Origin of the sequence: Ornatilinea apprima (genome assembly GCF_001306115.1) — a bacterium.
In the GTDB taxonomy this organism is placed as follows: domain Bacteria; phylum Chloroflexota; class Anaerolineae; order Anaerolineales; family Anaerolineaceae; genus Ornatilinea; species Ornatilinea apprima.
Genome location: NZ_LGCL01000040.1, coordinates 131,639 through 156,676 on the forward strand (window position 1 = coordinate 131,639; position 25,038 = coordinate 156,676).

The 25,038-nt window shown below is 51.7% G+C and carries 21 protein-coding genes; 5 read left to right on the top strand and 16 right to left on the bottom strand.

Annotation, left to right across the window (positions count from 1 at the left end; genetic code table 11):
- The 4 genes from ADN00_RS16510 to ADN00_RS16525 all read left to right on the top strand — a co-directional run bounded on the left by ADN00_RS16510 (nt 1) and on the right by ADN00_RS16525 (nt 8,069).
- Nucleotides 1-3,459 (top strand): hypothetical protein, encoded by a 3,459-nt coding sequence (locus ADN00_RS16510; protein WP_075064110.1) that lies wholly within the window; start codon nt 1-3, stop codon nt 3,457-3,459.
- 246 nt (nt 3,460-3,705) lie between these two features.
- The gene (locus ADN00_RS16515; RefSeq protein WP_082390302.1) at nt 3,706-6,330 is read left to right on the top strand and encodes a LuxR C-terminal-related transcriptional regulator; all 2,625 of its coding nucleotides are present in this window, start codon (nt 3,706-3,708) and stop codon (nt 6,328-6,330) included.
- 155 nt (nt 6,331-6,485) lie between these two features.
- Nucleotides 6,486-7,772: an MFS transporter gene (locus ADN00_RS16520; protein WP_075064112.1), complete on the top strand. Its 1,287-nt coding sequence runs from the start codon at nt 6,486-6,488 to the stop codon at nt 7,770-7,772.
- Between the two features lie 78 nt (nt 7,773-7,850).
- A complete protein-coding gene (locus ADN00_RS16525; RefSeq protein ID WP_075064113.1) occupies nt 7,851-8,069 on the top strand; it encodes a hypothetical protein in 219 nt (72 codons plus the stop codon).
- Between the two features lie 16 nt (nt 8,070-8,085).
- Here ADN00_RS16525 and ADN00_RS16530 read toward each other — a convergent pair whose 3' ends face one another.
- Both ADN00_RS16530 and ADN00_RS16535 read right to left on the bottom strand, forming a co-directional pair.
- On the bottom strand, nt 8,086-8,748 hold the full coding sequence (locus ADN00_RS16530) for a sortase (protein WP_075064114.1): 663 nt from the start codon (nt 8,746-8,748) through the stop codon (nt 8,086-8,088).
- A complete protein-coding gene (locus ADN00_RS16535) occupies nt 8,730-11,153 on the bottom strand; it encodes a S8 family serine peptidase (protein WP_075064115.1) in 2,424 nt (807 codons plus the stop codon). Before ADN00_RS16535 ends, ADN00_RS16530 begins: the two co-directional genes overlap by 19 nt.
- A gap of 119 nt (nt 11,154-11,272) precedes the next feature.
- On the opposite strand from ADN00_RS16535, the gene ADN00_RS16540 reads away from it, so the two are divergent.
- The gene (locus tag ADN00_RS16540) at nt 11,273-12,511 is read left to right on the top strand and encodes a trans-sulfuration enzyme family protein (protein WP_075064116.1); all 1,239 of its coding nucleotides are present in this window, start codon (nt 11,273-11,275) and stop codon (nt 12,509-12,511) included.
- A gap of 84 nt (nt 12,512-12,595) precedes the next feature.
- On the opposite strand, the gene ADN00_RS16545 is transcribed toward ADN00_RS16540, so the two are convergent.
- From ADN00_RS16545 to ADN00_RS16610, 14 genes are all read right to left on the bottom strand, one after another.
- Nucleotides 12,596-13,675 carry a hydrogenase large subunit gene (locus tag ADN00_RS16545; RefSeq protein WP_075064117.1) on the bottom strand — a complete coding sequence of 360 codons (1,080 nt, stop codon included), beginning with the start codon at nt 13,673-13,675 and terminating at the stop codon, nt 12,596-12,598.
- Between the two features lies 1 nt (nt 13,676).
- Nucleotides 13,677-14,129 carry an NADH-quinone oxidoreductase subunit C gene (locus tag ADN00_RS16550; RefSeq protein ID WP_075064118.1) on the bottom strand — a complete coding sequence of 151 codons (453 nt, stop codon included), beginning with the start codon at nt 14,127-14,129 and terminating at the stop codon, nt 13,677-13,679.
- On the bottom strand, nt 14,119-14,643 hold the full coding sequence (locus ADN00_RS16555; protein WP_075064119.1) for a 4Fe-4S dicluster domain-containing protein: 525 nt from the start codon (nt 14,641-14,643) through the stop codon (nt 14,119-14,121). Before ADN00_RS16555 ends, ADN00_RS16550 begins: the two co-directional genes overlap by 11 nt.
- A gap of 15 nt (nt 14,644-14,658) precedes the next feature.
- Nucleotides 14,659-15,570, bottom strand: coding sequence for an NADH-quinone oxidoreductase subunit H (locus ADN00_RS16560; protein ID WP_075064120.1), 912 nt, complete (start codon nt 15,568-15,570; stop codon nt 14,659-14,661).
- On the bottom strand, nt 15,563-16,036 hold the full coding sequence (locus ADN00_RS16565) for an NADH-quinone oxidoreductase subunit B family protein (protein WP_201781217.1): 474 nt from the start codon (nt 16,034-16,036) through the stop codon (nt 15,563-15,565). The genes ADN00_RS16560 and ADN00_RS16565 overlap by 8 nt, the downstream gene beginning before the upstream one ends.
- Before the next feature lie 2 nt (nt 16,037-16,038).
- Nucleotides 16,039-17,211 carry a proton-conducting transporter transmembrane domain-containing protein gene (locus ADN00_RS16570; RefSeq protein ID WP_075064121.1) on the bottom strand — a complete coding sequence of 391 codons (1,173 nt, stop codon included), beginning with the start codon at nt 17,209-17,211 and terminating at the stop codon, nt 16,039-16,041.
- A 13-nt stretch (nt 17,212-17,224) separates the two neighbouring features.
- Entirely contained in the window at nt 17,225-19,036 is a 1,812-nt protein-coding gene (locus ADN00_RS16575) for an NADH-quinone oxidoreductase subunit 5 family protein (protein WP_075064122.1), read from the bottom strand.
- A 76-nt stretch (nt 19,037-19,112) separates the two neighbouring features.
- Nucleotides 19,113-19,388, bottom strand: a complete 276-nt coding sequence (locus ADN00_RS16580) for a MoaD/ThiS family protein (protein WP_075064123.1) — start codon at nt 19,386-19,388, stop codon at nt 19,113-19,115.
- An 83-nt stretch (nt 19,389-19,471) separates the two neighbouring features.
- Nucleotides 19,472-21,277, bottom strand: coding sequence for an aldehyde ferredoxin oxidoreductase family protein (locus tag ADN00_RS16585; protein ID WP_075064124.1), 1,806 nt, complete (start codon nt 21,275-21,277; stop codon nt 19,472-19,474).
- The gene (locus tag ADN00_RS16590; RefSeq protein WP_075064125.1) at nt 21,277-21,756 is read right to left on the bottom strand and encodes a 4Fe-4S dicluster domain-containing protein; all 480 of its coding nucleotides are present in this window, start codon (nt 21,754-21,756) and stop codon (nt 21,277-21,279) included. The genes ADN00_RS16585 and ADN00_RS16590 overlap by 1 nt, the downstream gene beginning before the upstream one ends.
- A 141-nt stretch (nt 21,757-21,897) precedes the next feature.
- Nucleotides 21,898-22,326 carry a response regulator gene (locus ADN00_RS16595; RefSeq protein ID WP_075064126.1) on the bottom strand — a complete coding sequence of 143 codons (429 nt, stop codon included), beginning with the start codon at nt 22,324-22,326 and terminating at the stop codon, nt 21,898-21,900.
- Nucleotides 22,327-22,344: 18 nt separating this feature from the next.
- On the bottom strand, nt 22,345-22,995 hold the full coding sequence (locus ADN00_RS16600; RefSeq protein ID WP_075064127.1) for a response regulator: 651 nt from the start codon (nt 22,993-22,995) through the stop codon (nt 22,345-22,347).
- A complete protein-coding gene (locus ADN00_RS16605) occupies nt 22,992-24,209 on the bottom strand; it encodes a GAF domain-containing sensor histidine kinase (protein ID WP_075064128.1) in 1,218 nt (405 codons plus the stop codon). The genes ADN00_RS16600 and ADN00_RS16605 overlap by 4 nt, the downstream gene beginning before the upstream one ends.
- Nucleotides 24,210-24,354: 145 nt before the next feature.
- Nucleotides 24,355-25,005 carry a response regulator gene (locus ADN00_RS16610; RefSeq protein ID WP_075064129.1) on the bottom strand — a complete coding sequence of 217 codons (651 nt, stop codon included), beginning with the start codon at nt 25,003-25,005 and terminating at the stop codon, nt 24,355-24,357.
- Nucleotides 25,006-25,038: the final 33 nt, after the last annotated feature.

Below are 25,038 nucleotides of genomic sequence, written 5' to 3' on the forward strand. Positions count from 1 at the left end.
ATGGCACAAAATACTGGAACGATATTGATTGGAAGCACACCAATAAAAGGGGTTCAGAAGGAAGCCGCTGGGAGATATCTGAACCTTTTGGGTGAGCAATATTACCAGATACAGAACTTTGATGCCATTCCGCCATTTTTCATGAGTCTTGTTAGCAGTTCGGATCACTGGTTTTTCATCTCCTCTAGTGGTGGGCTGTCTGCGGGTCGGGTAAATATCGAACGAGCTCTATTTCCGTATTACACCGAAGACAAACTGACTGAAAACAGTGAAAATACGGGCAGTAAAACAATTTTCTTGGTCACACGCGGGGAAACCACCTGGGTATGGGAACCATTCTCCAATTGTCAGGCCGGTGTTTATTCGTCGCAACGGAATCTGTATAAAAATATTGCTGGAACAACGCTCATTTTTGAAGAGATCAACCATGATCTGAAGTTAACGTTTCGGTATGCCTGGCGCACAAGTGAGGAATTTGGTTTTGTTAAAACATGCTGGCTATCCAATGATGAGTCTTCAGCATGCCAGGTTGAACTGCTTGACGGTATTCAGAACATCTTACCCGCGAATGTGAGCTCATCCATTCAGATCAATTACAGCTGCCTGCAAGACGCGTATAAACGCAGCGAGCTTGAAAAAGAAACCGGACTCGGAATTTTTGTGCTGAATTCCATCTTGTCTGATCGGGCGGAGCCGAGTGAGTCTTTTTTAGCGACAACAGTATTTCAAACAGGTCTACAAGGGTACCATTATTTGCTTTCCTCTCTTCAATTGAATCAGTTTCGAAAAGCCCAGAAAATCATCTCAGAAACTGAAATTCGAGGGCAGCGGTCCGCATATTTTGTTCATGCAAAGCTGGATTTTTCAGATTCAAGAGAATTCACCTGGCATATTGTCGCGGATGTTTGCCAGGATGGAGCGAACGTTGTTAAGACGATCAATTTGTTAAAGAGAGATCACGCAAACCTTTACAACGAAATTGAGGAAGATACCTTCAAAAACACTTCTCAAATTAACGAGATTGTAGCCAGTTCAGACGGTATCCAATTCTCTGCCGATCAGCTTTGTGTCTCACATCATTTTTCAAATACTTTGTTCAATGTCATGCGGGGCGGAATTTTTTCTGAGCAGTATTGGGTGGATAAGCAGGACTTGTTTGATTTTGTCTTCACCCACTCAAAGAAAACGGCTCAAACCTGCGAGAATTTTTTTATTGACTTGCCAGATCGGATAAACATCCTGGACCTTTATCAATTGGCAGAGAAAAATGGATCTCTGGAGCTTGTCCGGTTGTGTCAGAATTATTTGCCGCTTACTTTTAGCCGTCGGCATGGTGATCCGAGCCGACCTTGGAATCGGTTTGAGATCAATATAAAAAAGGATGACGGTTCAAAGAAGCTGGACTATGCTGGCAACTGGCGTGATATATTCCAAAACTGGGAAGCGTTGGCCTATTCATATCCAGATTTTATCGAAGGAATGATTTCAACATTTCTGTGCGCGACAACCGCGGATGGATACAATCCCTATCGGATTATGCGTACAGGTGTGGACTGGGAGGTCATTGAACCCGACAATCCATGGTCCAACATCGGATATTGGAATGATCATCAAATTATTTATTTGTTGAAATTAATGGAATTAAGTGCGGAGTTCCATCCCAGAAAATTAAGCAATGGATTGGATCGACGCGTCTATTGTTATTCGAATATCCCTTATCGCATCAAGCCCTATGAGGATTTGGTAAAAGATCCTCATAATACGATTGATTTTGACGACGAACTCGAAAGAAAGATAGAGAAGCTGGTCAGTATCGAAGGTTCAGATGCGAAATTAATCCACAGCTCAGATGGAAATATCATCTACTGCTCTTTGGCGGAAAAATTACTCAACTTGCTCTTGGCAAAATTGGTGAATTTTGTTCCCGAAGGCGGTATCTGGTTGAATACGCAGCGACCTGAATGGAATGATGCCAATAACGCCCTGGTTGGGAAGGGCTTGTCAGTTGTCACGTTAGGGTACTTACGCCGCTATATTGTTTTTGTTCAGCAATTGATTGCAGAATCCCCTGTAATCAATTTGCATTTCAGTGCTGAATTGAAAGACTTGTTCTTAAGGATTTGGAAGGCGTTTGAGCATTACCAGTCGAGTGTTAATAATTCATTCAGCGACCAACAGCGAAAAGCTATCCTGGACGAGTTAGGAAAAGCTGGAAGCGATTTTCGATGGAATTTATATCAAAGCGGGTTTTCTGGTGAGCTGCAATCAATCTCAAGAGCTGACTTGATCCAGTTTTTGAATTTGACTCAGTCCTATCTTGAGCAATCACTGCGCGCCAACAAGCGCGATGATGGCCTATACCATGCCTATAACATCTTGCATTTTGAGAAAGATTCTGCAGTCATCGGAAGAATGTATGAAATGCTGGAAGGACAAGTTTCGATCCTTTCTTCTGGTCTGCTTTCAGCCGAAGAATCCGTCGCGTTATTGCAGAGTCTGAGAGATGGCCCACTTTATTGTCCTGAGCGGCACACCTACATTTTGTACCCTGACAGGATTTTACCGAGTTTCCTTGAAAAAAATCGGTTTACTGAAAACCAAATACAAGGTTTACGATTGCCAGAGGCGCTATCGAAAGCGCAGGACAAGACACTGATAATCCGAGATGTCGATGGCGCTTACCATTTCAGCGGTAATATCCGCAATGGAAAAGATGTTCAAACGGCATTGAAAGGATTAGCAAGCCAACCCCAATTTGCGCATTTGATTTCCGAAGAAGGGCAAAAGATTGCTGATTTGTTTGAAAGCATATTCAAACACAGCGAGTTCACTGGACGATCGGGTACATTCTTCGCGTATGAAGGCTTGGGCAGCGTATACTGGCATATGGTCTCAAAGTTTTTGCTGGCTGCGCAGGAGACCGCGTTGAAATTTCAAGCTTCACCGATGGCTTCCAGTCTGCGTGATAAATATTATGATATTCGCGCGGGGCTGGGATTTAATAAATCCCCAGCCAAATTCGGCGCTTTTCCCACCGATCCTTATTCACACACACCCAAAGGTCAGGGCGCCCGCCAACCCGGTATGACCGGGGTGGTAAAAGAAGAATTGCTGGCCCGGTGGGCCGAAGTTGGATTGATGATTAAGGACGGCTGCCTATTCTTTAATCCCTTCCTTGTAAATACGAAGGAATTCATTACAGAAGTTTCCAGGTTTGAATACTATGATATTCATAAGGAGCAAAAGCAGATTGGTTTACCGGTTGGATCGCTTGCTTTCACCATTTGTCAGGTGCCTGTTGTTGTGAAGCTGGCTGATCATGATCAGATTGTTGTGCAATTTCGTGATGGAAGTCAGGAATCGGTATACACCAACAAGCTTGATGTAAAATTAAGTTCGCACATATTCAATCGAGACGGAGTTGTTACTCAATTAACTGTATTTTTGCAGAAACCGTAATTCTGAATATCCAGCTTTATTCAATAGAACTGGAGCAGTCGGGTTTCAAAAACCGCCTGCTTCAGTTTCTGTTTGGCGATGACTAAGCAGTTTGACGATTCATCGCGAAAAGACTCGTTCAACGAGGGGAGTGAAAGCCATTCCCAGGTTTGGCATCGAAATGCTGGAAATTTGGGCGGTTTCTTAAGCGATTCAACGAATTGACCGCTTCAACTGTTCTAATGACTTCTTGTATAATTCAATCTAATGAATATTCGCCTGCTTTCCACGAAATTTCATACTCCAGCCGGGCGAGAGACGGGGGTGCCCCGGCAGCGGCTTTTGGAACGGCTCAATCATGGGCTGGCCGAGCAGCGCAAGCTCAGCCTGGTTTCGGCCCCGGTAGGATATGGCAAAACCACGCTGGTCAGCGATTGGTGCCGCTCACTGGGCGATACGGTTTCCTTTGGTTGGGTGACTCTTGATGACAAGGAAAACGACCCCGAACGGTTCTTGTGCTATTGGCTGGCGTTATTTCAGCAAATGGATGAGGCGACCCGCGAGCCAATTCAGATACTTTTTACCCTGCCGCAGTTTCCACCCATGACTATCGTCATGGACGATTTGCTCAATATCCTTGCAGATCTGCCAACCAGGCTGGTTGTAGTGCTGGATGACTACCATTTGATTCATAATCCTCAAATTCATGACGCACTGGATTATTTTCTTGACCATCTACCCTCACAGGTGCACCTGGTGGTCATCACCCGCCAGGATCCGCCATTATCCCTGGCGCGCATGCGCGCCCGTGGACAGATGACCGAAATCCGCGCGCATGACTTGCGCTTTTCAACTGAGGAAGCACAGCGCTTCTTTGCGCAATCATTGAAGTTACACTTGTCTGCTGACGTGTTGGAAACGCTGGAAGAGCGCACTGAAGGATGGGCGGCTGGTTTGCAATTGGCGGGTTTGGCCCTTCAGAATCAGGCTGATCCGCAACGATTCATCGAAACCTTTCGCGGCAGCCACCGTTATGTGCTGGATTTTTTGGCGGAAGAAGTCATCCGGCAGCAGAAAGAAGATATACGTGTTTTTCTGGCTCAGACCAGCGTGCTGGAGCGATTCAACGCTGCGTCTTGTGCGGCTTTAACTGGGCGAATGGATGCCCAGGAAGTGCTTAACCATCTGGAACAGGCGAATTTGTTTCTCATTGCTCTGGATGATGAGCGAATCTGGTATCGCTATCACCCATTGTTTTCTGATTACCTGCGGACTATGCTTGCCAAACCCGAATGGGTGGAGTTGAATCAAAAAGCATCAGCCTGGCACGAAGCCAATGATCTGATCGTGGAAGCGGTGCAGTATGCGCTTGCCAGCGGCGACCTGGTGTTTTCCGCTGAGGCGATTGAGCGAGCGATGCAGGAGGAATCTGTTTGGTCGGCTGGCAATCTCAGCCTGCTGACCGGATGGTTGGACGCGCTGCCGGTTTCTATTTTGCAAAGCCGCCCGCAGTTAAACCTGGATGCCGCGCATCTCTTTTACCTTGCAGGGCGGTTTGAGCAAGCCGAGAGCCGGATTGCTGAGGCTGAGCAAGCGCTGCAAGCCGGTCCGACCACGCAGCAGGGCGAGCAGCAGCTTGCGCTCGCGTCACTGTACCGTGGTTGTATTGCCTCGGTGCGGGGAGAGGTGTCTCAGGCGCTTGAGTTGATCACCCACGCAAAAGGTCGCATCTCGCCGGATCATCACATGGCGCACGCGCGCGCCTTGTTTAATCTGGGGTTGGTTTATGAGATTACCGAGCAGTTGGATCAGGCTGTTCAGCATTATTTAGGGTCGGTGGTGGAAGCAAAATTGGCTGGAGTGCGATATTTTGCGGTTCACGGGTTATGCGCCGCAGCCCAGGTGCAAGTGATGCAAGGGCAGCTCACCACTGCTGAGCAGTCTTGCCAGGAGGCAGTTCAACTGCTGGCGGGAGATCAAGATCCTTCTTTGGGGCTGGCGTATTCGATATTGGGAGCGATCGCGCTCGAAAAAGACCAATTGGACTGCTGTGAAGAATATCTTGAAAAGGGGCTGGCGCTCTCCAGAAAGGGTGGGCTGCTGGATGACATGATTTATGCGCTTGCTCAATCCATTAAACTGCGCGTAGCCAATCGGCAATACGAGGAAGCGAAAGCGTTCGTCCAGGAAATTCAATCTCAAATGAAACCGCTTGGTATTCCGCGGATAACTGTGATGAGCGAAGCCATCCTGGCTCGCATTCAATTGACTTCTGGCGACATGCAGGCTGCTTTCCAGTGGGCGGAACAGTACCTGGCTTCTCGCGAAACCAGTTCCCACGAATTTGCGGAATTAACACTCGCGCGCATTTTGCTGGCAAAGAAGCAATGGGGCTTGCTCGAAGAGATTCTCAATCCCTTGCTGGAGAAAGCTGAAAAATCGGGGCGTTTGCTGGCGCAGATTGAAATCCTTATGCTGATCGGGCGGTATCACCAGGCACGAGGGGATCAAGAACAATCTCTTGCTTTTTTGAAAAAGGCTTTGGATCTTGCGCGTCCGCAAGGGCTCATCAGGGTTTTTCTGGATGAAGGCCAGCCAATGCTTGCGTTGTTATCCAAACTCCCTGGACTTCCAGATGAAATCAGTAAAAGAACGCGAACTACTCCAAAGCGACCGGAGAACCAGCAAGACGCTCTGGTTGAGCCGCTGAGCGACCAGGAGCTTCGCATTTTGCGCTTGGTGGTTGCTGGAAAGACCAATCAAGAAATCGCGGCTGTATTGTATATTAGTGTTGGCACAGCAAAATGGCATGTTCATAATATCTTTCAAAAAATGGGCGTGAATAACCGCGCTCAGGCCATTGCTCGTTCTAGAGAATTGAACCTCTTCTAAAAGATGACCCATCAATTTCTTAAGCCGTCGGAGGACGGCTTTTTTTGTTTAACCTATCTCACCGACCTATCCAGAGATAGGGGAAGTTTGTTGTGAGTCTGAATAAACTATAGAGGTATTTACGGAGTGTTGAAACGAAAAGGAGTCTTCTCAAAATGCAGCCAAAACTTTCATGGAAAAAGGATTTCTTCACCGTCTGGAGCGGCCAAGCGCTTTCGATATTGGGCAGCCAATTAGTGCAGTTTGCTCTTATTTGGTTTCTGACTGTGAAAACAGGTTCAGCCACTGTGCTGGCGACCGCCTCGTTGGCGGGAATGCTGCCGGGGGTCGTCTTGGGCCCGTTTGTTGGAACTCTGGTGGATCGCTGGAATCGCCGCAAGATAATGATCATTGCCGATAGTATTGTCGCGGCAGCTTCAATTGTTCTCGCATTGCTGTTTATGCTCGGCGTGGCTGAAAACTGGCACATCTTCCTGGTCATGTTCATTCGCTCGCTGGCGGGATGCTTTCACAGCAACGCCATGTCTGCCTCCACTTCGCTGATGGTGCCCAACCAACATCTGACGCGCATTCAGGGAGTCAATCAGATGCTCAATGGTGGTCTGAATATCGTTTCCGCGCCGCTGGGGGCATTGTTACTGGGCGCGATACCAGTAGAGGGCATCCTCGCCATTGATGTGGTCACTGCTGCAACCGCGGTTTTGCCGCTGTTCTTTATCCCAATTCCGCAACCGGAGCGCACCCATCCTTCCCTGACGGAAATGGAAACAAAGGTGACCATCTGGCAGGATTTCAACGCGGGAATCCGTTATATGATCGGCTGGCCAGGCTTATTGATCGCCAGCCTGGGCACGGTGATGATCAATTTCACCATCATCCCGGCTTTTTCTTTGCTGCCCTTAATGGTGAAAAACTTCTTTGGCGGCAGCGCGATCCAGTTGGGGTATGTGGAATCGGCGATGGGCATTGGGACGATTGTCGGTGGCGCTTTGTTGGGAGTGTGGGGCGGATTTCCCCGAAAGATTGTTACGGCTATGGTGGGTTTGATGGGGATGGGGATTGGAACCTTGCTGCTGGCGCTGGCGCCTTCCTTCTCCCTGGTTTTGGCGATCTGCGGCGCGTTTGTGGTGGGTTTGATGAGCCCGATCACTATGGGACCCTTCTTCGCGATTATTCAATCGTCGGTTGAGCCCGAAATGCAAGCCCGTATCTTCTCTTTGCTGGGCAGTATTGGCGGCGGCATGGCGCCAATCGGGTTGATGGTAGCCGGGCCGGTGGCCGATCAGGCTGGCATTCAGGCCTGGTTCTTCCTGGGTGGCGGATTATGTGTCGTGATGGCGGTAGCGGCGTTTTTTGTGCCGGTGATTATGAATATAGAGAACGGGCGTGGAAGTCAAGCGCCGGTTCGTTCAGCAGAAATCGAACCTGCTTTCAGCAAGTAAGCGTCGAGTCCTCATTGAAATTAGTGGATCTGCTCGATGCAATAATAGGATCGACTTATCAGTAAACTGGAGTGTTTTATGGCAACTGATGGTATCTACCGCTATGAAATTCGGGTCAAGGGAGAAATGCAGGAGTATTGGTTAAGCCGGTTTTCCGGGTTGGATTTTTCGCTGGATACAGAGGGAAACACCTGTATGCTTGGGAGTATGGATCAGGCAACCCTGTTTGGGATTCTTAACCTGATCTGCGATATTGGGATGCGATTGGATTGGGTAATGCGCCACGAGATGGAATAAACCCGGATGTATGACTTTACTCCAGCACCGGGTAGTTGATCACAATCACCCGGTGGGTGTTGTTGGTGGGCGGCCAGCAGGAGATGAGCGTTAGGCGCGGGGCGTATGTTTGCTTGAAATAAGCGGCGTACGCCTCGCTTTCTTCTTGTTCATTCTGTGCGGAAAGAATTTTCACCGCGTCCACCTGGTAAGTCCAGGTGGCTTCTCCAGTTTGGAGTTGGATGCGGTCACCGCTTTTCAGCTCGGCCAGATCGCGGAACACTGAAGAATGAATGTTGTTATGCCCATACAGGATCACGTTGCCGGTTTGCTCATCGGGCAGGGCGCTGTTGGAAGCCCAGCCCACCAGGGCGTCTGGCGACTGCCATTCGGCGGCTTCCCAACCCATTGCCGCTGCCGGGGCGCGCAGGTTGAGCGCGGGGATTTCCACCCATTCAATCAGGCGATTCCCGTACTGTTGCTGTGCCAGCTCTTGGAAGGTTGCGCCGGGCTCTGGCTCAACCGGACCGGGCAGGCTGGTAGCGGTTGGCGCAGCAGCAGAAGTTGGCGCGGGTTGCTGTGTCTGCACATGCGAGACAGGTGCGGGCAAGGTCTGTGGCGAGGCAGGGGGGGCGCAGGCAGCCGCGCTCAGGAAAATGAGCACCAGAAACGCGAGGAGAATTATTCGCGCCGCTGCCAATAGAAGCCTCCATAAATTAGTAGAGCCACTAACAGAATTGCCCAGGTTTTCATGGGTTGTAGGTGTTGCCCGGTTTCCGGCAGGCGCTGGGGTGCCGGGGAGGCCAGCACTCCGTAGATTCCGTCGGTGATGATGGGGGTCAGAATGCGCCCGGAATCGGTCTGTGCCAGGGTGCCCAGCTTCATCCACCCTTCACCGGTCAGCCGTGCCAGAAAGAGATTGCCCGGGTCTCCACCAGCTCGCATCAGGTCGCTGGCATTGTAAGCATAGCAAAGCAAGGGAGTGGGGTTAAAAGGCGAGGCTGGCATGGGGTCAAAACTGAGTTGGGCGTACTGGCCCAGGTCAACGGCGCTGGTTTCGGTATTCACATCCCCCCGCAATTCCAGTGTGATGGTTGTATCCTCGCTCAACAAACCAGCAGGAACGTCCAAACAAAATGGCGCAAATTCGTAGAATCCGCCAGTTGGCCCGCTTTGCGTGGAATAGAGGCAGCCTTTCGCCGAGCGGGACGATTGCGTAGGATCGTAGGGCACAAAGATAATGCTGTCTCCGGGTTGGACGCTGTTCGCCTGGTTGTAGCTGGCCTGCGCGCCGTCCTGGCCCTGGTTGAATTCCAGACCAATCGTAGCCGAAGCGCCGTCGCTGGCACTGCCCTCTAAAGCCAGATAATTGAAGATAATTTCACCGCTGCTTTCCTGCACGATCACCTGAAACGTGAGCGCAGAGGCGCTTGGCGCGGAAGCCAGGGGCACATCCTGCCACTCAACCACCCATTCGCGGTTGGGCGCGCTGCCGATCAGGGCGGCATACACACCGCCGGCCAGGTGCGGAGCCAGATCGTCCCAGAAGGGCGCGATCATCACATCCGGGCGGTCATAAGGTGCGGCGCTGTCTTGGGTTGGAATGGGGTCGTTGCGCCCTTCAATTTCGGCAAACAGGGTGGAATAGGGGCCGTCAAACCCCAGCCAGCCATCAGCATTGACCGTTAACTGCGTGTAGTCAATTCCGGCATATCGAATCTCAAAACCGGCCGGCAGACTTAGAGTACTGTACGAGTCAGTGAACAATAGTTTTCCGTATCCCTGGGCTGGGCTATACGCTGTTTCTACATGAGGAATTTCACGCCACTGCATGCTGATGTTCTCACAGCGGGACGAGCGCAGCACATCATATTCCACAACGGTAGCAGGCGGGGTGGGCGGCTCAATTCCGCTGGGGTCGAAAGCCAGGGCGGCGTCAACCCGCAGCAGACCGTATCCCAGAAAGTCATCCCGCGCCGGATATTGGCTGGCAGATTGCGTGAGGGCGGCATAGATGCGATCGGGGGTGGTGAAGCCGTCGCGCCCGGCCAACAAAGCCGCAGTTCCCGCCGCCAATGGCGCTGCCATGGACGTACCGGTCTCATAATAATAGCTGCCTGCCAAACCCGTGGAGTATATTCCAACACCCGGCGCCACCAGGTCCAACTGCGGGCCGTAATTAGAGGAAGACCAACGCTGGTCCAAATCATTGGTCGCGCCAACGGCCAGCACCCATGGGTACGCCGCCGGGTACGATACCGGCCCATTGAAATTTCCAGAGGAAGCGATTAAAGAAATTCCTTTTTGATAGGCATAGTAGGTTGAATATTCCAATAAACTGCTGTTTACACTGGTCCCCAGGCTCAAGTTAATGACATCGGCTTGATGATCAATCGCATATAAAATGCCTTTCGCAAAATTGACTGTGGTGCCGCTGCCGAAGTTATTCAAAATGCGAACAGGCAGGATGCGCGACTGCCAGTCAATGCCCGCGATACCCTGGTTGTTATTGCCGGTTGCCGCAGCAATTCCCGTTACATGGGTGCCGTGGCCATCACCATCTTGAGGGGTTGTGTCGTTATCCACAAAATCATACCCCGGCAAAAGCCGCCCTGCGAACTCGGGGTGAGAAAGGTCAATTCCCGAGTCCAGGATGGCCAGGACCACATCTCGACTGCCGGTGGTAACATCCCATGCGGCGGGCGCGTTAACGTGTGCGGGAGCGTATTGATCTGACCACTGGCTGTCGTTGGGTATGAAATCAGCCTGCAAAAGATAGTTGGGTTCCGCGAACAACACATCTGCCTGGCGCTGGATGGTCAGAGCTGTTTCCCACTCTTTGCCCGGCGGAACATGGATGACAATGATGTTCAGTTCAGCCAGGCCGGATGAGGCGGATGAGTCTGCGCTCATTCTGGGGCCGAGCTGCACATCTGCCAGCGTTGCGCCTTCAGCCAGGGCTACCACCACCTGCCCAGGGACAAAATCGCCAGGGGAATCTGGCAGCGGGCTGGCCGCCGCATGGATGAATCCACTGCCGATCTGGAAAAAGAGGAGAAAGGCAATACATGCAGCGCGTAAGAATGGTTGGAATAAATGCTTCATGAAGGCAACAAATCAGGGTAAGGATAGTATGATTGTATTCAAAATGAAGGAGCGGTTCAACAGGAGCGCCAGAAGCGATATAATTCTGACAAGGTTTTTTTGCGATAAAGGAGAACAACATGCAAGACTTTGATGCCCAACACGGCTTCAGCACTCTGGTAAACCATGTGGGGGAAGGAAACCACCCCTATAACGCGCATATCATGCCCCTGGTGCAGTCTTCAACCTTTGGCTTTCCGGATGTGGATACGGGAGCGGCGCGGTTCAAGGGCGAAGCGCCGGGGTATATCTACTCGCGGTTAAGCAACCCGAACCTCGACCAGACGGCCCGCAAGATTGCCATTCTGGAAGGGATTGACTTGCTGCGCGCCCAGCCAGACCGCTCGGATCACGAAATGGTGGCCGGGATGATGTTTGCTTCGGGTATGGCGGCAGTTACTTCGGCGCTGCAGGCCTGCACCCAGCCCGGCGACACGATCATCGTTCAAGAAGCGATCTATTCTGCCACGCATGTGTATCTCGCCCAAATCGCCCCGCGCCATCAGATTGAAGTGGTGTGGGTGAAAGACCCCAGTCCGGAGAATTGGTCGCGCGCTTTTGAGCAGCATCCCACCGCGCGGCTGGCTTATGTGGAGACGCCCTCAAACCCAACCATGGCGGTAACCGATATCGAACGAGTGGCGGAGATCGCGCATCAATACGGGGCGTGGGTTATGGTCGATAACACTTTTGCTTCTCCGTGGTGCCAGCGCCCGCTCAGCCTGGGCGCGGACGTGGTGGTGCATTCTACGACCAAATACCTGTGCGGGCATGGCCTGGTCATTGGGGGTGTGGTGGTCTCCCGGCATGTGGATTTCATCAAAAAAGATCTGGCGTTCGTGATGAAGATTCAAGGCGCGAACAGTAATCCTTTTGACGCCTGGCTTACGCATCTGGGGCTGAAAACTTTTGAGCTGCGCATGAAGGCGCACTGTGATAATGCTATGGCAGTAGCGCGTTTTCTGGATTCGCACCCTAAGGTTGGTAAAGTCCATTACCCCGGCCTGGAAAGCCACCCCGATCATGAGCTGGCCACGCAGCAGATGTTTGCGTATGGCGGTATGCTTTCGTTTGAGTTGGCCGGCGGCATGCAGGCGGGCATCAAACTGATGGAGAGTATTCGCGTGTGCACCCTGGCGGTGAGCCTGGGCAACACCGACACCCTGGTGGAGCACCCGGCCAGTATGTCGCATTCCAACGTCTCCGCGGAAGAGCGCGCCAAAGTAGGCCTGACGGATGGCCTGGTGCGGCTTTCGGTTGGAATTGAGAATGTGGAAGATTTGATTCGAGATCTGGATCAGGCGCTTGCCATGGTCTAAGTCGCTGTGTTAACAACAATGCACCCCAAAAGAAATCAATTCTCGGGGTGCATTGTTTTCTGCGCTAACTGAACCCATTCCCGCTTAACGATCCGTGCAGGAACAACAGGGATCAATGGATGCCTGGATGAGCGGAATATCTGCCAGATACTGGCCTTTGACCATGGCTTTAATCGAGGGGATATTGACAAAAGACGGGGTACGAATTTTCACCCGCGCGGGGGTGTCGCTGCCGTCCGAAGCCACATAATAGAATACTTCACCGCGCGGCGCTTCGGATCGGACAGCCGCTTCACCGGCTGGAATGGTAAGCGGAATATCGTCCAGACGGTATGCACCGGATGGCAAGTTCTTTAAGGCCTCCTCAATCAAGCGTACTGATTCGATCATTTCCAGCGCGCGCACAATCACTCTGGCTTGCACATCGCAGCTTTCCTGCACCACTTTTTTGAACCCCAATTCGGTATAAGCGGCGTAAGGCACGCTCTCGCGTATATCTTCGGCGATGCCAGAGGCACGCGCCAACGGTCCCACCGCGCCATAGGCCAATGCGTCTTGCCGGGTGAGAATGCCAATGCCTTTTGTGCGCGCGATGATGGTCGCGTCGTGGGTGAAAATAGGGATCACGACTTGTTCGAGGGCGACTTTTACTTCCTTGACCACATTCAGAATTGCTTGCGGATCCTGAATGTCTCGCGCTACGCCGCCCAGGGTAATCATGCCGTAGTTGACGCGGTTTCCAGAAATCGTTTCCAGAATGTCCATCACCCGCTCGCGCAGCATATAGATCTCCATAAACATGCTGTGATAACCAATATCTTCAGATCCGATACCTGCCCAGAGTAAATGGGAATGCAAGCGCTCCAGTTCGGACATGATGGTGCGGATATAGCGCGCCCGCGCGGGTATCTCGATCCCAGCAATCTTCTCAACGGCCATGGCGAAGGTGCTGGCATGCACATTGGAACAGATGCCGCACACATGTTCCACCAGTACCAGGTCGCGGATGTAATTACGTCGCTGTGCCAATAGCTCAATGGAGCGCAGAATAAAGCCCACTTCTACCTGAACGTCTTGCACTACTTCACCTTTGCAGGTCAGGGTCAATTTATACGGCTCTTCATAAGCCGGGTGCAGCGGACCTATGGGAATTTTATAAGGCATTTTATTTTGCCTCTCTTTCTTTGAGGATTGCATCCGCGATGGCCTTTCGGAAGAATCCTTCCGGCAACTCTTTGGGTCGCAAGAGCGGGCGTGGGTCGGGGTGACCATCAAACTGAACCGCGTACAGGTCACGGATTTCACGCTCGATCCAGTTCGCGGAGGGCAAAAAGGCAGCCAGCGATTCCAGGTGCTGCCCGCGTGATTGAATACGCACATGCAGTAAAGACGCATTGTTAATGAAGTGGTAAATCACATCCGTTTCGCCTTCAGGGCGTTCTACGGCGGTCATGGTTGACAGGCGAAAGCCTTCGCGAAGCGAAAATTCGGCCAGACTCTGCATGGAAATTTCTCCGGCCATAATCCAGACACCGTCTGAACGCACCTGGGCTTGTTCTTCTCCCACCAGCTTGGCGACTTGTTGAATTAATTCATTCATCACGATTTCACCGTTCATTCTTTGTTCCGCTGATGCTGGATTTAAGTGCCTGACTGTGAATCCGATTGCGGCAGCGTTCACATAATTTGTATACCTTTACAGTAGGTTGCCTGTCTGCTTCCACGTGGTATAGATGCTGAATTGTTTTCACCGGCAGGGGAATCATCATCTCCCCACAGCGCGGGCAGCGCTGGTATTCAATCTCATTATGGGTTATCTCACTGGTGCGACTGGCCACGATGGGAGCCGAATGGTTGGCGAAAGACAGGGCTTCGGTTGGGCAGTATTCTACACAGCGCCCGCAGAATGTGCAGCGTCCGCCATCATACGCCCATGTCCCTCTGGATTCACCGCGCTCTATGGTGATCGCCGCTGGCGAGCAGACGTAAACACAGCTTCCACATAGAGTACACTGTAATGGATCATGCAGCAGCTCACCACGGAAGTCACGCGGAAAGGCCACTTTATTCTCGGGTGTTTGGGACCTGGATGGCTTGGTCAAGTTCCGAAAGAGAATGTTCAAAATGTTCATAATTTTCCTCGCCTCTCACAGCGCCAGCGAGGCGCAAAAGACCAGCACGGCGGCCAGAATTCCCCAGCTCCAATAAAAACGAAAAGCGTGCTGGACTTTGAGCCGGGCTGTACTGGCCGCAATCCCATTTGCCAGGAAGACTACCACTACCGCTGCCAGGAGCAAGACCACTACCTTTAACCAAACTGGGCTAACCGCTCCCAGGAATAGGGAGCCAATTAACCCAACCAGGGTGGCTGCTTCGAGAGCGTGCGTCAGCTCGAATAAAGCCAGGGGTAGGCCGTTATACTCCACGTGGATCCCTGCCACGATTTCCTGCTCAGCGTTAGGAATGGAAAAGGGATTGATTTTCAATTGCGCCAGCAGGGCCAACAGCAGCGCCGCAGCCGTCAGAATGGTGACCAGCGAGACTGGCGCGGCTGCAAATGCCGCGAGTTGAAAAGTTTTCAACTGCAATCCGAGGGCAATTAGCGCGCTCAAGAAAGGTAAGTTGTACGCCAGGATCAACACCGCCTCGCGCGCGGAACCAACCTGAGCATACACGGAGCGGGTAACATAACCGGCCAGGATATCCATTAAGGCAGGCATTTCCAGCAGGTAAATGAGCAGCACCAGGTCACCTTCAAAGGAGATTGCGCTTCCGCCAGGCACAGGAAGTAAAGCGAGAGCCGCTGTAACAGACAGCAGTGAAATCACCGGCAGGGTATAGAAAACAAAAGGGGATACACCCGCCGGAATAACCGTTTTCTTTCCAATCAGTTTCCAGAAATCAAAAAAGGGCTGGAAGAAAGGGGGACCCTGACGTCCTTGCAGGCGCGCGGTGATCTTGCGCCCAAACCATAATAACATCCACCCCAACACTGTTCCTGAGAGCAGCCCTGGCCAAATGAGTAAATTGATGAGTACCCGCAGCCATCCGTCAATCATGTTGATCCTCCTCTTGTTGCGAGTGGGTTTCGCCATTTTCCAGTAAGTGCGCGGCTTTCTGGATGGCCTCCAAGATGGCTTGCGGTCGCGGCGGGCAGCCGGGCACATATAAATCCACGGGAATCAGTGATTCTAAATTCCCGATGATGGTGGGGCTGCCACTGAAAACATTACCGCTCGCCGGGCATGAGCCTAAAGCGATGACCGCTTTTGGCGCGGGCACCTGTTCATAGATTTCCTTAACCATGTCACGGGTTCGTAACGTAACTGGACCGGAAATTAACAGGATATCGGCGTGTTTGGGGCTGCCTTGCAAGAGCGCGCCGATCTGCTCGCCATCATAGCGAGGGCTAAAACACGGCGCAACTTCGATATCACAGCCATTGCATGAGCCAGCATTGATCCGGTAAATCCAGGGAGAACGTCTTCGAGAAATCTTGATCAAGTGTTGAAATAAACCGATCATCCTTACCTCCCGCCCAGCACCGCGAAAATCGTCGGGGAAAAGCCGCCGATCACCAGCAGAAAGATGAACCCGATTAGAATGCCTTCCAGCGCTCGAAAGCGCTTTGGCGCAGTAACAGGCCCTTCTGTGATTTGTCCCAGCCAGACTTTATGGATTATGCGCACATAATACAACAGCGCTAGTGTGGTTGCTGAGGCCATTAGCACGGCCAGCCAAACACCCCCCATTTCCATGCCGCCCAGGTATAAGCGCCATCGGCCGATAAACCCGAGCAAAGGTGGCACGCCAACCATTCCCAGGGATCCTGCGATGAAGGCCGCGCTGGCTGCCGGTTGGCGGTTGGAGACCCCACGGTCGGAAGTTGTGAGGGGATGCCCCAGGTCATGTTCAGCAATTCCGAGCGCGCCAAATAACAGGAACTTGCAAAGCGCATGTGACAGTGCTCCGACCAGCGCGCCCATCACGCCACCCGCGGACCCGGCTGCCAGACCCAAAATCAGGTACCCCATGTCGTCAATGGTGGAATAGGCCAGCATGCGCCGGACGTTGGTTTGCGCCAGAGCCAGCAGCGCTCCACCCAGCATGCACAATACATCCAGGCCAATCCACACTCCCAGCGTTTGCTCAAACATCCAGGGCACTTCCACACGCAGCGCAGCCAGTTCTCCAAATTCAGCCATGTCTAAAAGGGAAACCACCAGTACCGCGCTCATCACTGAGCAATTCTCACTGATAGATACCAGCCAGAGTGAAAATGGCAATAAGGCCAGTTTAACCGCGTAGCCAATGAAAACCAGACATACAACCACTTTGCTGATTATGCCAGCAGGCTCAATCAACGCTCCGGAAAACATTCCACTCAACGCCAATCCGCCCGCTACCAGCAGCGATCCGGTGGCAGACGCAGCCAAAAACCAACGGCCTGCCAGTTGATTCTGCGGCCAGATCAGGCATACCAGCAATAGACCGGCAGCACTCAATAAAATAATGCGAACCAGTTCTGAAGGCATCCACACACCGGTGAGGATGAGTCCCGCAGATATCAGGCTGATCACACCAAAGCGCTTGCCCTGCGGTATTAATTTCGCGTAGTACTCAGCCGCGGCAAGAATGACAACGCTGACGGCTGAAAAAGCGATTCTCCAATCAAATCCTGTCGATTCCAATAAGGTCATTTTCAGCCTCCTTCTACAGCCACAAGACCAACGCCGAAATCAGCATCGCTGCCCCAATCGACAAGAGTAAAGGCTGTTTTTCCAACTGCTCCATCCCTTTTCTCGCCAGGCGCGCGGTGTTGAAAACCATTTTCCAGATGAAAAAGTAGGCTGGGTCTGGGTTCAGCCAGCGGCCGGCTGGCGCAAAGGTGCTTTCAGCGAATTCCGAAAAATCCACCGGGGTGAGACCGTTGCCATCCGGAAGCGGATCCCCGCCGGTAAAGACCGGGCTGCTTGATTGAGCAGGGCGGCGCAGCGCGAACAGGAGGGCGATGATCAATAAAGCAGAAATTGCCAGCAGCGCGCCAGCGGTGATGGGGGCTCCTTGGGAGGTTGCCTGTAATCCCAGGAAAGAAATTCGGTTCTGCGTTGGGAAATTTAACGCCGCCGCGGCGGGATTGGCAATCCACTTCACCAGGGCTTGCGGGACAATGCCGAAGAGCAGGCTGACCGCAGCCAGCACTCCCATGCCGGCCAGCATGCGCGGAGAGGCATCCTCAACTTTATCCAGATGCAGGGCGGGAGAAGGCTCGCCAAAGAAAACGCCAATTGTGGCCTTTAACATATAAAACGCGGTGAAAGAAGACACCAACCAGGCGATCAGGATCACCATCCAAGCGCCCGATTCGAGCGCGGCGTCATACAACAACCATTTCGCCACAAACCCGTTGGTGAGCGGTACACCAATGATGGCAGCCGTGGCGACCAGCCAAATCACAGCAGTTCCCGGCATTTTTTTGGCCAGGCCACCCAGCTCGCGCAGATCGCGCGTGCCGGCGGCGTGTTGGATCGCGCCTGCACATAGAAACAACGTGCCCTTAAAGAGTCCATGGCTGAAGACGTAAAATAAACCAGCTAAAATCCCCAACGGCGTCCCCAGACCAAACGCGGTCATTATGTATCCCAACTGGCTGATGGTGGAATAGGCCAGCATGCGCTTGAGATCCGTTTGTAACAGGGCAAATAGCGCGCCCATCAGCATGGTCAGGCAGCCAACTACCAGCAGCACGGTGTTCCAGGCAGGCTGCCAGGGAATAATTGAATATACACGCGCCACCAGGTAAACCCCCGCTTTCACATAACAAGCTGAGTGTAGCAGGGCCGATACCGGTGTGGGCGCGTTCATCGCCTCTGGGATCCAGGTATTGAGCGGGAACATCACAGATTTGGCCATGGCGGCGATCAGAATCAGAAAGAAAATGCCGGAATGAAAGGCGGCCGCGACAGCCGGGTCTGTCCATAAGAAGGTCCCTGAACTCTGAAAAAGCAACAAAATGGCAATCAACAGGGCGTATCCGGGGATGTGGGTCATCACCAGGACCTTTCGCGCTCCATTGACTGCCGCAGTCTGGCGGTACCAGAAGCCAACCAGAAAATAGGAACAAAGGCCGATGACCTCCCAGCAGAAATAGGCCATCAGGAGATTTTGGGAAGAAACCAGGCCAACCAAACCGGCAATGAAGGTCAGCATCAGTGCATAAAAGCGGGTGGTGCTGGTTTCGTGCTGCATATAATCAATACAATAAAAAAGGATCGCGCTGCCGATCCCGGTAGCCATCAAAGCGAAGACCCAACTTAATCCATCAAAATATAGGCGGAAAGCAGATGTTGCCTGCCAGGGGAACAGATTGGCTTCGATGTGTTTCCCATCGAGAATCGCGGGCGCGAAATGCAGTATCGCAGCAAATGCCGCAGCCCCCGATAAGAATGCCAGCCATCCCTTTACGCGCGATGAGAGAGACTTCCCCAAAAATTGAATTGCCACTCCCCCCAAAAGAAATACCATTGAAAGTCCTGCTAACGCATCCACTACGCACTCCCCAAATTACCGGCGTTAACGCTGATAACCTGTCTTCTGTAGTTTACCCACCCGCCAGGGGTGGAAACAACGAAATGACATCGTTTTGCTGCAAAACTGTTTTTAACCCGTTCAAACTACGGTAGTCCTGTCCGTTCACGAGGAAGATACTCAAGCTTCCGTATCCACCATCTTCACAGGAAACCCACTTTTGAAATTCATGCCCGTATTTTGCACATAAGCCACGAATGAGCTCTTCCAAGGTGCAGGCTGTCGCAGGCCAGGTTTCTTCTCTCACGCTGGTGACCTCGCGGAGGGTAGCAAAATACCGAATTTCCATGATCCTGGTTCCCAGTAAATGATGTGCTCCGTCTCCCCGCGAGGGTGTTCAACGGGGAGACGGAAGTTGGATATTATGATCGATCAGGCTAAAGACAACTCTTTCAATTTTTCGGGGGTTGGAACCCCCTCGGCATCCCAGCCGCGCAGTTGATAATACTCTGGCAGCATTTCGTCCATGTGGCTGACTTCGCCCTTTGATGGCCCGGTTTGAATGGGTTCTTTCATCATCCGCTCGGGAAGCCGATCATCTTTTCCGCTGATGGCCGATTTGAGGCCAAAGAGGCGTTCCAGATTCCAGATGCGGTCGCCAGCTTTCATAAAGTCCTCCACGGAATAGCTGACGCCGGTAACAGCGGAAAGCAAAGCGGCCAGCTCCTCGGCGCCAATGCCAAACGTGGTGAAAAGGCATGAACCTGTTGAATCTAAAGCTGCGGTCAGATTCTGGAACGTGATGACCAGTTCAGGTTTGCCTGTGGTGGCATGTTGGTCTACCTTAAACGGTACGCCCAACACCTCAGGTGAAATGGTATAACCGCGCACGTGGCAGCCACCCCGATTGCTGGTGGCGTAGTGCAAACCAATCCCTTGAACGCCGCGCGGATCGTAGGCAGGCATCTCTTGCATCTTCGCGCTCATCGAGAATTCAGGATGCCCATAGCGAGTGGCCAGGCGGTAAGAGCCTTCTGCAAGCTGATCGCCGATGCCTTCGCGATGGGCAATCATCTCTACCATTTTGACCATGTTCTCAGCGTTCCCGAAATTGAGTGCCATGCCGCCAGTATCTTTGGCAGTGATATGGCCGCTTTCATACAAGTCCATGGCGCAGGCGATGGTGGCTGCGCAGGTGATGGTGTCTAAACCCAATTCGTTGCATAAGTAATTGGCCTTGGTGATGGCGTCCATATTATCGATGCCGCAGTCAGAGCCAAATCCCCAGGCTGATTCATATTCTGGGCCTTCACCTTCACCCGCAAATTTCGGATTGGTTACTTTGGTTACGCGGCCGCAGGAAATCACACAGGAGAAGCAGCCTTTTGGGCGCACCAAATATTTGGCGGTCATTGTTTCTCCGCCGAATTTGTCGGCGTTGGGGAAGTAGCCATCATGGAAATTACGGGTGGGTAGCGAACCGACACTGTTGAGAATGTTGACCAAAACGTCGGTGCCGTACACACGCAACCCCGTGCCGCCCACCGGGTGCTCGGTAATTTTCTGGCGGGCGACCATGACCGCTTTTTCAAAGGCTTCTGGATCTGCAACCTGAATGGATTTGGTTCCAACGACTGCGATGGCTTTTAGCATTTTGGAACCCATCACCGCGCCTACTCCAGACCGACCGGCAGCGCGGTGCATTTCATTCATAATGCTGGCAAACAGTACTTTCTTCTCTCCTGCTGGGCCAATACAGGCAACTTTCGCATCTTCATCTGTCGCTGCGCGCAGCTCATCGGTGGTATCGGGAACCGTTTTACCCCACAGGGCAGAAGCATCGCGAATCTCAACCTGATCATCCGAAATCCACAGATACACAGGCTTCTTGGCCGCGCCTTCGATAATGATCATATCGTAACCGGCGAACTTGACCTCGGGACCGAAAGAACCGCCAGAATTCGAAGCAGCGATCAGATTGGTCAGCGGAGCTTTGCAGACCACATCATAGCGTCCCATTGAGGGTGCCATAGTGCCTGATAACGGACCAGGGGCAAAGATCAGCTTGTTTTCTGGGCTGAGTGGATCAATTTTGGGATCAATTTCATCACAAAGAATTTTGCTAGCCAAACCGCGCGCGCCAATATACAATTTGGCATCCTGCAGATTGGTGGGCTCTTTTTTAATTTCACCCGTTGTCAGGTTAACACGTAAAATTACACCAGTCCAACCGAACATTATGCCACCTCCTGAAATGCGTCTTTGAATTTCTTGGCAAAAGCTTTCTTGCGTGACCGTGTGGAGATGTTTTCTTCGATATACTCAATGGCGTTGACCGGGCAGGCAGCAACACATGCGGGATTGTCGTTACAGGTATCACACTTAAGAATCGCGTCGGTGACACTATCGTAAACGGCATTGCCAAATGGGCAGGCTTGCACGCACATGCGGCAGCGAATACATTTGGACGCATCATATTCAATGAGGCTGGAGCCCGATACGCGGTGCATAGCGCCTGTTGGGCAAACACTCACGCATGGGGCATCACTGCACTGCTGGCACATCATTGGCACAGAAATCCCTTCCCGTTCCCAGGTGTATACATGGATGCGGGCTGCCGCGGGTCGAAATTGTTTCTCTTTTTCGAAGCTGCAGGCAATTACGCAGTTCTTACAACCCGTACATTTATCCGGGTGGATCATAATAAACTTTCCCATCAAAATTCCTCCTTCAGATTTTTTGGGTTGATACCAGACAAAGTTTACGAGCAAACAAAAAAAGACCAGCCATTTTTTTGACCAGTCTTTTCCTCGTCCGGAGGAGGGAGCTAGAAAGAAAATCCTAGACTTTCGGACAGGTTAAGAGACGTCTGGAGGTTGAATAGCATCCATCAGCGCAGCAAGTTTGGCAGGCATTTCACCCTGATACAAATAATCATCTGCCCCGGCATACAGAACAGGAAATAGATCTTCTTGCAAATTACCAGTCACGATAATGGTGGGTTCTGATGGTAATTTGTGTAGAGCTGAGATTATCACTCCTTTGACTTGATTAAGAGAAGGTGATCCGGATGTTTTGTGCCAATGCCCCGTTACACTGAACTTTTCAAAATCGGGCAAGTCCCAAGACATCAGGATTAATTCGGGTTGGCATAGCGACGCGTCTCGTAGCAGCTCGCCAGCGCGGCTGACTTCACACACAACGCTTACGCAGGGGTATGCCTGCAGGTACATTCGCAAGGCCAGGCGAATTGAATTCTCCTGGTGAGCGATCATCACACGCAGCATCAGTATGCCTGCCTTTGACTATGTGCGAGTTACCAGGTGATGTTTAATGGCCATCGATATTGCTTCTCCCCTGCTGCGCACGTTCATTTTGGTTAGAATATTAGATACGTGAAACTTGGTGGTCGACAGGCTTAGTGTCAGCGCATCAGAAATTTCCTGATTATTGCATCCAGCCACCATCAATTCGAGCACTTCTTTTTCACGGGATGTGAAATTAATAGCAACCATTTCACTGGTCCCCGCGCTGACACGGCTAAGCATTTGGGCTGCTTCCGGCGAAAAGATCGTGTTCCCCGCATGCACCGCACGGATGGCGTTAGCCAATTCATTGGCGGTTGCATTTTTGAAGAGGTATCCTTTGACACCGGCTTCAAGGGCGTCATGGATTAGCTGCGCCTCCGAAAAACTAGTAAGCGCGATGATTTTGATTTCAGGATGATTCTTGAGTATCTCTCGCGAAGCGTAGATTCCGTCCATGCCAGGCATAATCAAATCCATCAGCACAACGTCGGGGTTTAATTGATCCACCAAGGATATCGCTTCAAATCCATTCGACGCTTCTCCAGCCAGAACCAGATCGTCAAAGACGATCAGAAACATCCTTAATCCGCTGCGAACCATTGCATGGTCATCAACAATTAAAATTCGGATGGGTTCTGCTAGATTCATAGCTGCTCCTGTCGGTTTGCCTTCCACACCAATACGATTTGCGTGCCGCAATTTACCTGGCTCTTGATGGTTAACTCAGCACCCAACGCCTGAGCCCTTTCCTTCATGATAGAGAATCCCAGGTGGCTGGCTTTTTCGTCCATTTTTCTGAATCCGCAACCATCATCTTCAATGGAGAGTTGTACCCAATCACAGGTGCCGTCCATCTTACTCTCACCATAGTTGAGTGAAATCTGAACACAATTGGCTGCTGCGTGCTTGATGATATTGTTGAGCGCTTCCTGGGTAACGCGGTAAAAGGTCAGCCGAACATCCATCGGAAGCATAGCTTGTCCGCTTACAGAAAAGTGGACTGGCTTGCGCAGCCTTCCCGAAGCAGATTCGCTGAGCTGGCGAATTAAAATATCCAGTTGCACATCTTCCATTGCATGTGGGCGAAGCTCTAACAGTAGCGAGCGCATCTCAGCCAGCGCCCCACGGGTAAGCAGGCATAGTTCATTCAATCCTTCCAACGTTTTTTCTGGATCACGCGCGATGAGTTTAGGGAGCGTTTCCGCGATCAGGCTGGCAGAAAATAGATTCTGGGTAACGGAATCATGAAGCTCGCGCGCAAGACGATTGCGTTCTTCAACAATTGCGTCTTGCTGCACGCGCATGCGCAAGCGAGCGTTGTCAATGGCCAGGGCAGCCTGAATCGAAAAATCTTTTGCCAGGGCGATCTCTTCATCAGAAATGTCGTGGTTCTCTTTATAATACAAGGTCAGGGATCCGTAATTTTCATCGCGGATTTCGATGGGAACCGATAGAATTGATTTGAATTTTCGAGTTAAGATTTCAATCGCGTCACGCAAATTGGGATCGACATTATCCTGAAGAAGCTGCTTTGTGTCCGCGAAATAGATCGGCTGGCGCGATAACGCTGCTTTCCCCGTAGCCAGTTTTCCAAGCGGGATATTCGCATACTGCACATAATCGCTGGAAAGCCCTACGAGGGCTTGGGTGGTCAGCACACCGTTGAGCTGGAGATGGTAAATGGCAGCCGCATCTGCGTTGAGCAGCGGACAAGCCTGGTTGACTATGTAATTGAGTAATTTTTCCAGGGATAAGTTTGAGTTAAGCACGGCCAGCGTCCCACGCAGGCTGTCTGCCACCAACCGCCGCCGCTCAAGCTCGGCCATTTCCTCAAAAGTAAAAGTTTGCTCATTGTGATTCATGGATGCCAACAAACCAGTCAGGGAGAAGGTGGATACAACCAATAACAGCCCTATTCTACACCCAAAAGAAAAATTGCACGCCAGATCCAAAGCAAACCCACTCAACAGACGGCAAAGCGGAGCCAGCAGCGATGGGCCCCGCCTTTTATTTTCGACGCACAATCCCTTGCTGCCATGCGTAGACCGCGGCCTGGGTGCGGTCTTCCAGGTGGAGCTTTTTTAACAGGTTGCTGATATGCGTTTTCACTGTGCTTTCGCCGATCACCAGCGTGTTGGCAATTTCAGCGTTGGATTTCCCAGCGGCAATCAGTCGCAAAACTTCAAATTCACGTTCTGATAGTTCGGTGAAAGGATTGACTTCGTCTTGACGCAAGCCTTGCAATTCAAGGATGATCCGTGAGGCTACCCTTGAGTCCAGCACGGCTTCACCGCTTGCCGCCTTGCGAATAGCATCCGCCAGTTCATCGGGTTCAACATCTTTTAGAAGATAAGAGACAGCTCCGGCGCGCACCGCCGGGAAGATATATTCGTCCTGGTGGTGTGATGTAACGACAATCACCTGGGTTGCTGGGTGTTGTTTGCGAATTTGCCGCGTGGTGCTGATTCCATCCAATTCACCGGGCATTTCCAAATCCATTAAGACAACATCGGGGTGATGCTGGTCAACGGCCAGAAGCGCCGCCGCTCCAGAATCGGCTTCCGCGATTACTTCGATGTCTGCCAGGGTGCATAAGTAAGCGCGCACACCCTGGCGCACAATTTTATGGTCATCTACTAACAATACTTTGATTGGCATGTTTTATTCTCAACCTGAATTGCTCAAAGATAC

What these genes read in the sequence shown, in the direction of transcription:
- ADN00_RS16600 (WP_075064127.1), bottom strand. Translation starts at nt 22,995, where the DNA reads ATGAATCTAGCAGAACCCATCCGAATTTTAATTGTTGATGACCATGCA.
- ADN00_RS16525 (WP_075064113.1), top strand. Translation starts at nt 7,851, where the DNA reads ATGGCAACTGATGGTATCTACCGCTATGAAATTCGGGTCAAGGGAGAA.
- ADN00_RS16510 (WP_075064110.1), top strand. Translation starts at nt 1, where the DNA reads ATGGCACAAAATACTGGAACGATATTGATTGGAAGCACACCAATAAAA.
- ADN00_RS16540 (WP_075064116.1), top strand. Translation starts at nt 11,273, where the DNA reads ATGCAAGACTTTGATGCCCAACACGGCTTCAGCACTCTGGTAAACCAT.
- ADN00_RS16575 (WP_075064122.1), bottom strand. Translation starts at nt 19,036, where the DNA reads ATGGTATTTCTTTTGGGGGGAGTGGCAATTCAATTTTTGGGGAAGTCT.
- ADN00_RS16555 (WP_075064119.1), bottom strand. Translation starts at nt 14,643, where the DNA reads ATGAACATTTTGAACATTCTCTTTCGGAACTTGACCAAGCCATCCAGG.
- ADN00_RS16550 (WP_075064118.1), bottom strand. Translation starts at nt 14,129, where the DNA reads ATGAACGGTGAAATCGTGATGAATGAATTAATTCAACAAGTCGCCAAG.
- ADN00_RS16605 (WP_075064128.1), bottom strand. Translation starts at nt 24,209, where the DNA reads ATGAATCACAATGAGCAAACTTTTACTTTTGAGGAAATGGCCGAGCTT.
- ADN00_RS16535 (WP_075064115.1), bottom strand. Translation starts at nt 11,153, where the DNA reads ATGAAGCATTTATTCCAACCATTCTTACGCGCTGCATGTATTGCCTTT.
- ADN00_RS16610 (WP_075064129.1), bottom strand. Translation starts at nt 25,005, where the DNA reads ATGCCAATCAAAGTATTGTTAGTAGATGACCATAAAATTGTGCGCCAG.
- ADN00_RS16520 (WP_075064112.1), top strand. Translation starts at nt 6,486, where the DNA reads ATGCAGCCAAAACTTTCATGGAAAAAGGATTTCTTCACCGTCTGGAGC.
- ADN00_RS16590 (WP_075064125.1), bottom strand. Translation starts at nt 21,756, where the DNA reads ATGGGAAAGTTTATTATGATCCACCCGGATAAATGTACGGGTTGTAAG.
- ADN00_RS16570 (WP_075064121.1), bottom strand. Translation starts at nt 17,211, where the DNA reads ATGACCTTATTGGAATCGACAGGATTTGATTGGAGAATCGCTTTTTCA.
- ADN00_RS16595 (WP_075064126.1), bottom strand. Translation starts at nt 22,326, where the DNA reads ATGCTGCGTGTGATGATCGCTCACCAGGAGAATTCAATTCGCCTGGCC.
- ADN00_RS16565 (WP_201781217.1), bottom strand. Translation starts at nt 16,036, where the DNA reads ATGATCGGTTTATTTCAACACTTGATCAAGATTTCTCGAAGACGTTCT.
- ADN00_RS16560 (WP_075064120.1), bottom strand. Translation starts at nt 15,570, where the DNA reads ATGATTGACGGATGGCTGCGGGTACTCATCAATTTACTCATTTGGCCA.
- ADN00_RS16585 (WP_075064124.1), bottom strand. Translation starts at nt 21,277, where the DNA reads ATGTTCGGTTGGACTGGTGTAATTTTACGTGTTAACCTGACAACGGGT.
- ADN00_RS16515 (WP_082390302.1), top strand. Translation starts at nt 3,706, where the DNA reads ATGAATATTCGCCTGCTTTCCACGAAATTTCATACTCCAGCCGGGCGA.
- ADN00_RS16545 (WP_075064117.1), bottom strand. Translation starts at nt 13,675, where the DNA reads ATGCCTTATAAAATTCCCATAGGTCCGCTGCACCCGGCTTATGAAGAG.
- ADN00_RS16580 (WP_075064123.1), bottom strand. Translation starts at nt 19,388, where the DNA reads ATGGAAATTCGGTATTTTGCTACCCTCCGCGAGGTCACCAGCGTGAGA.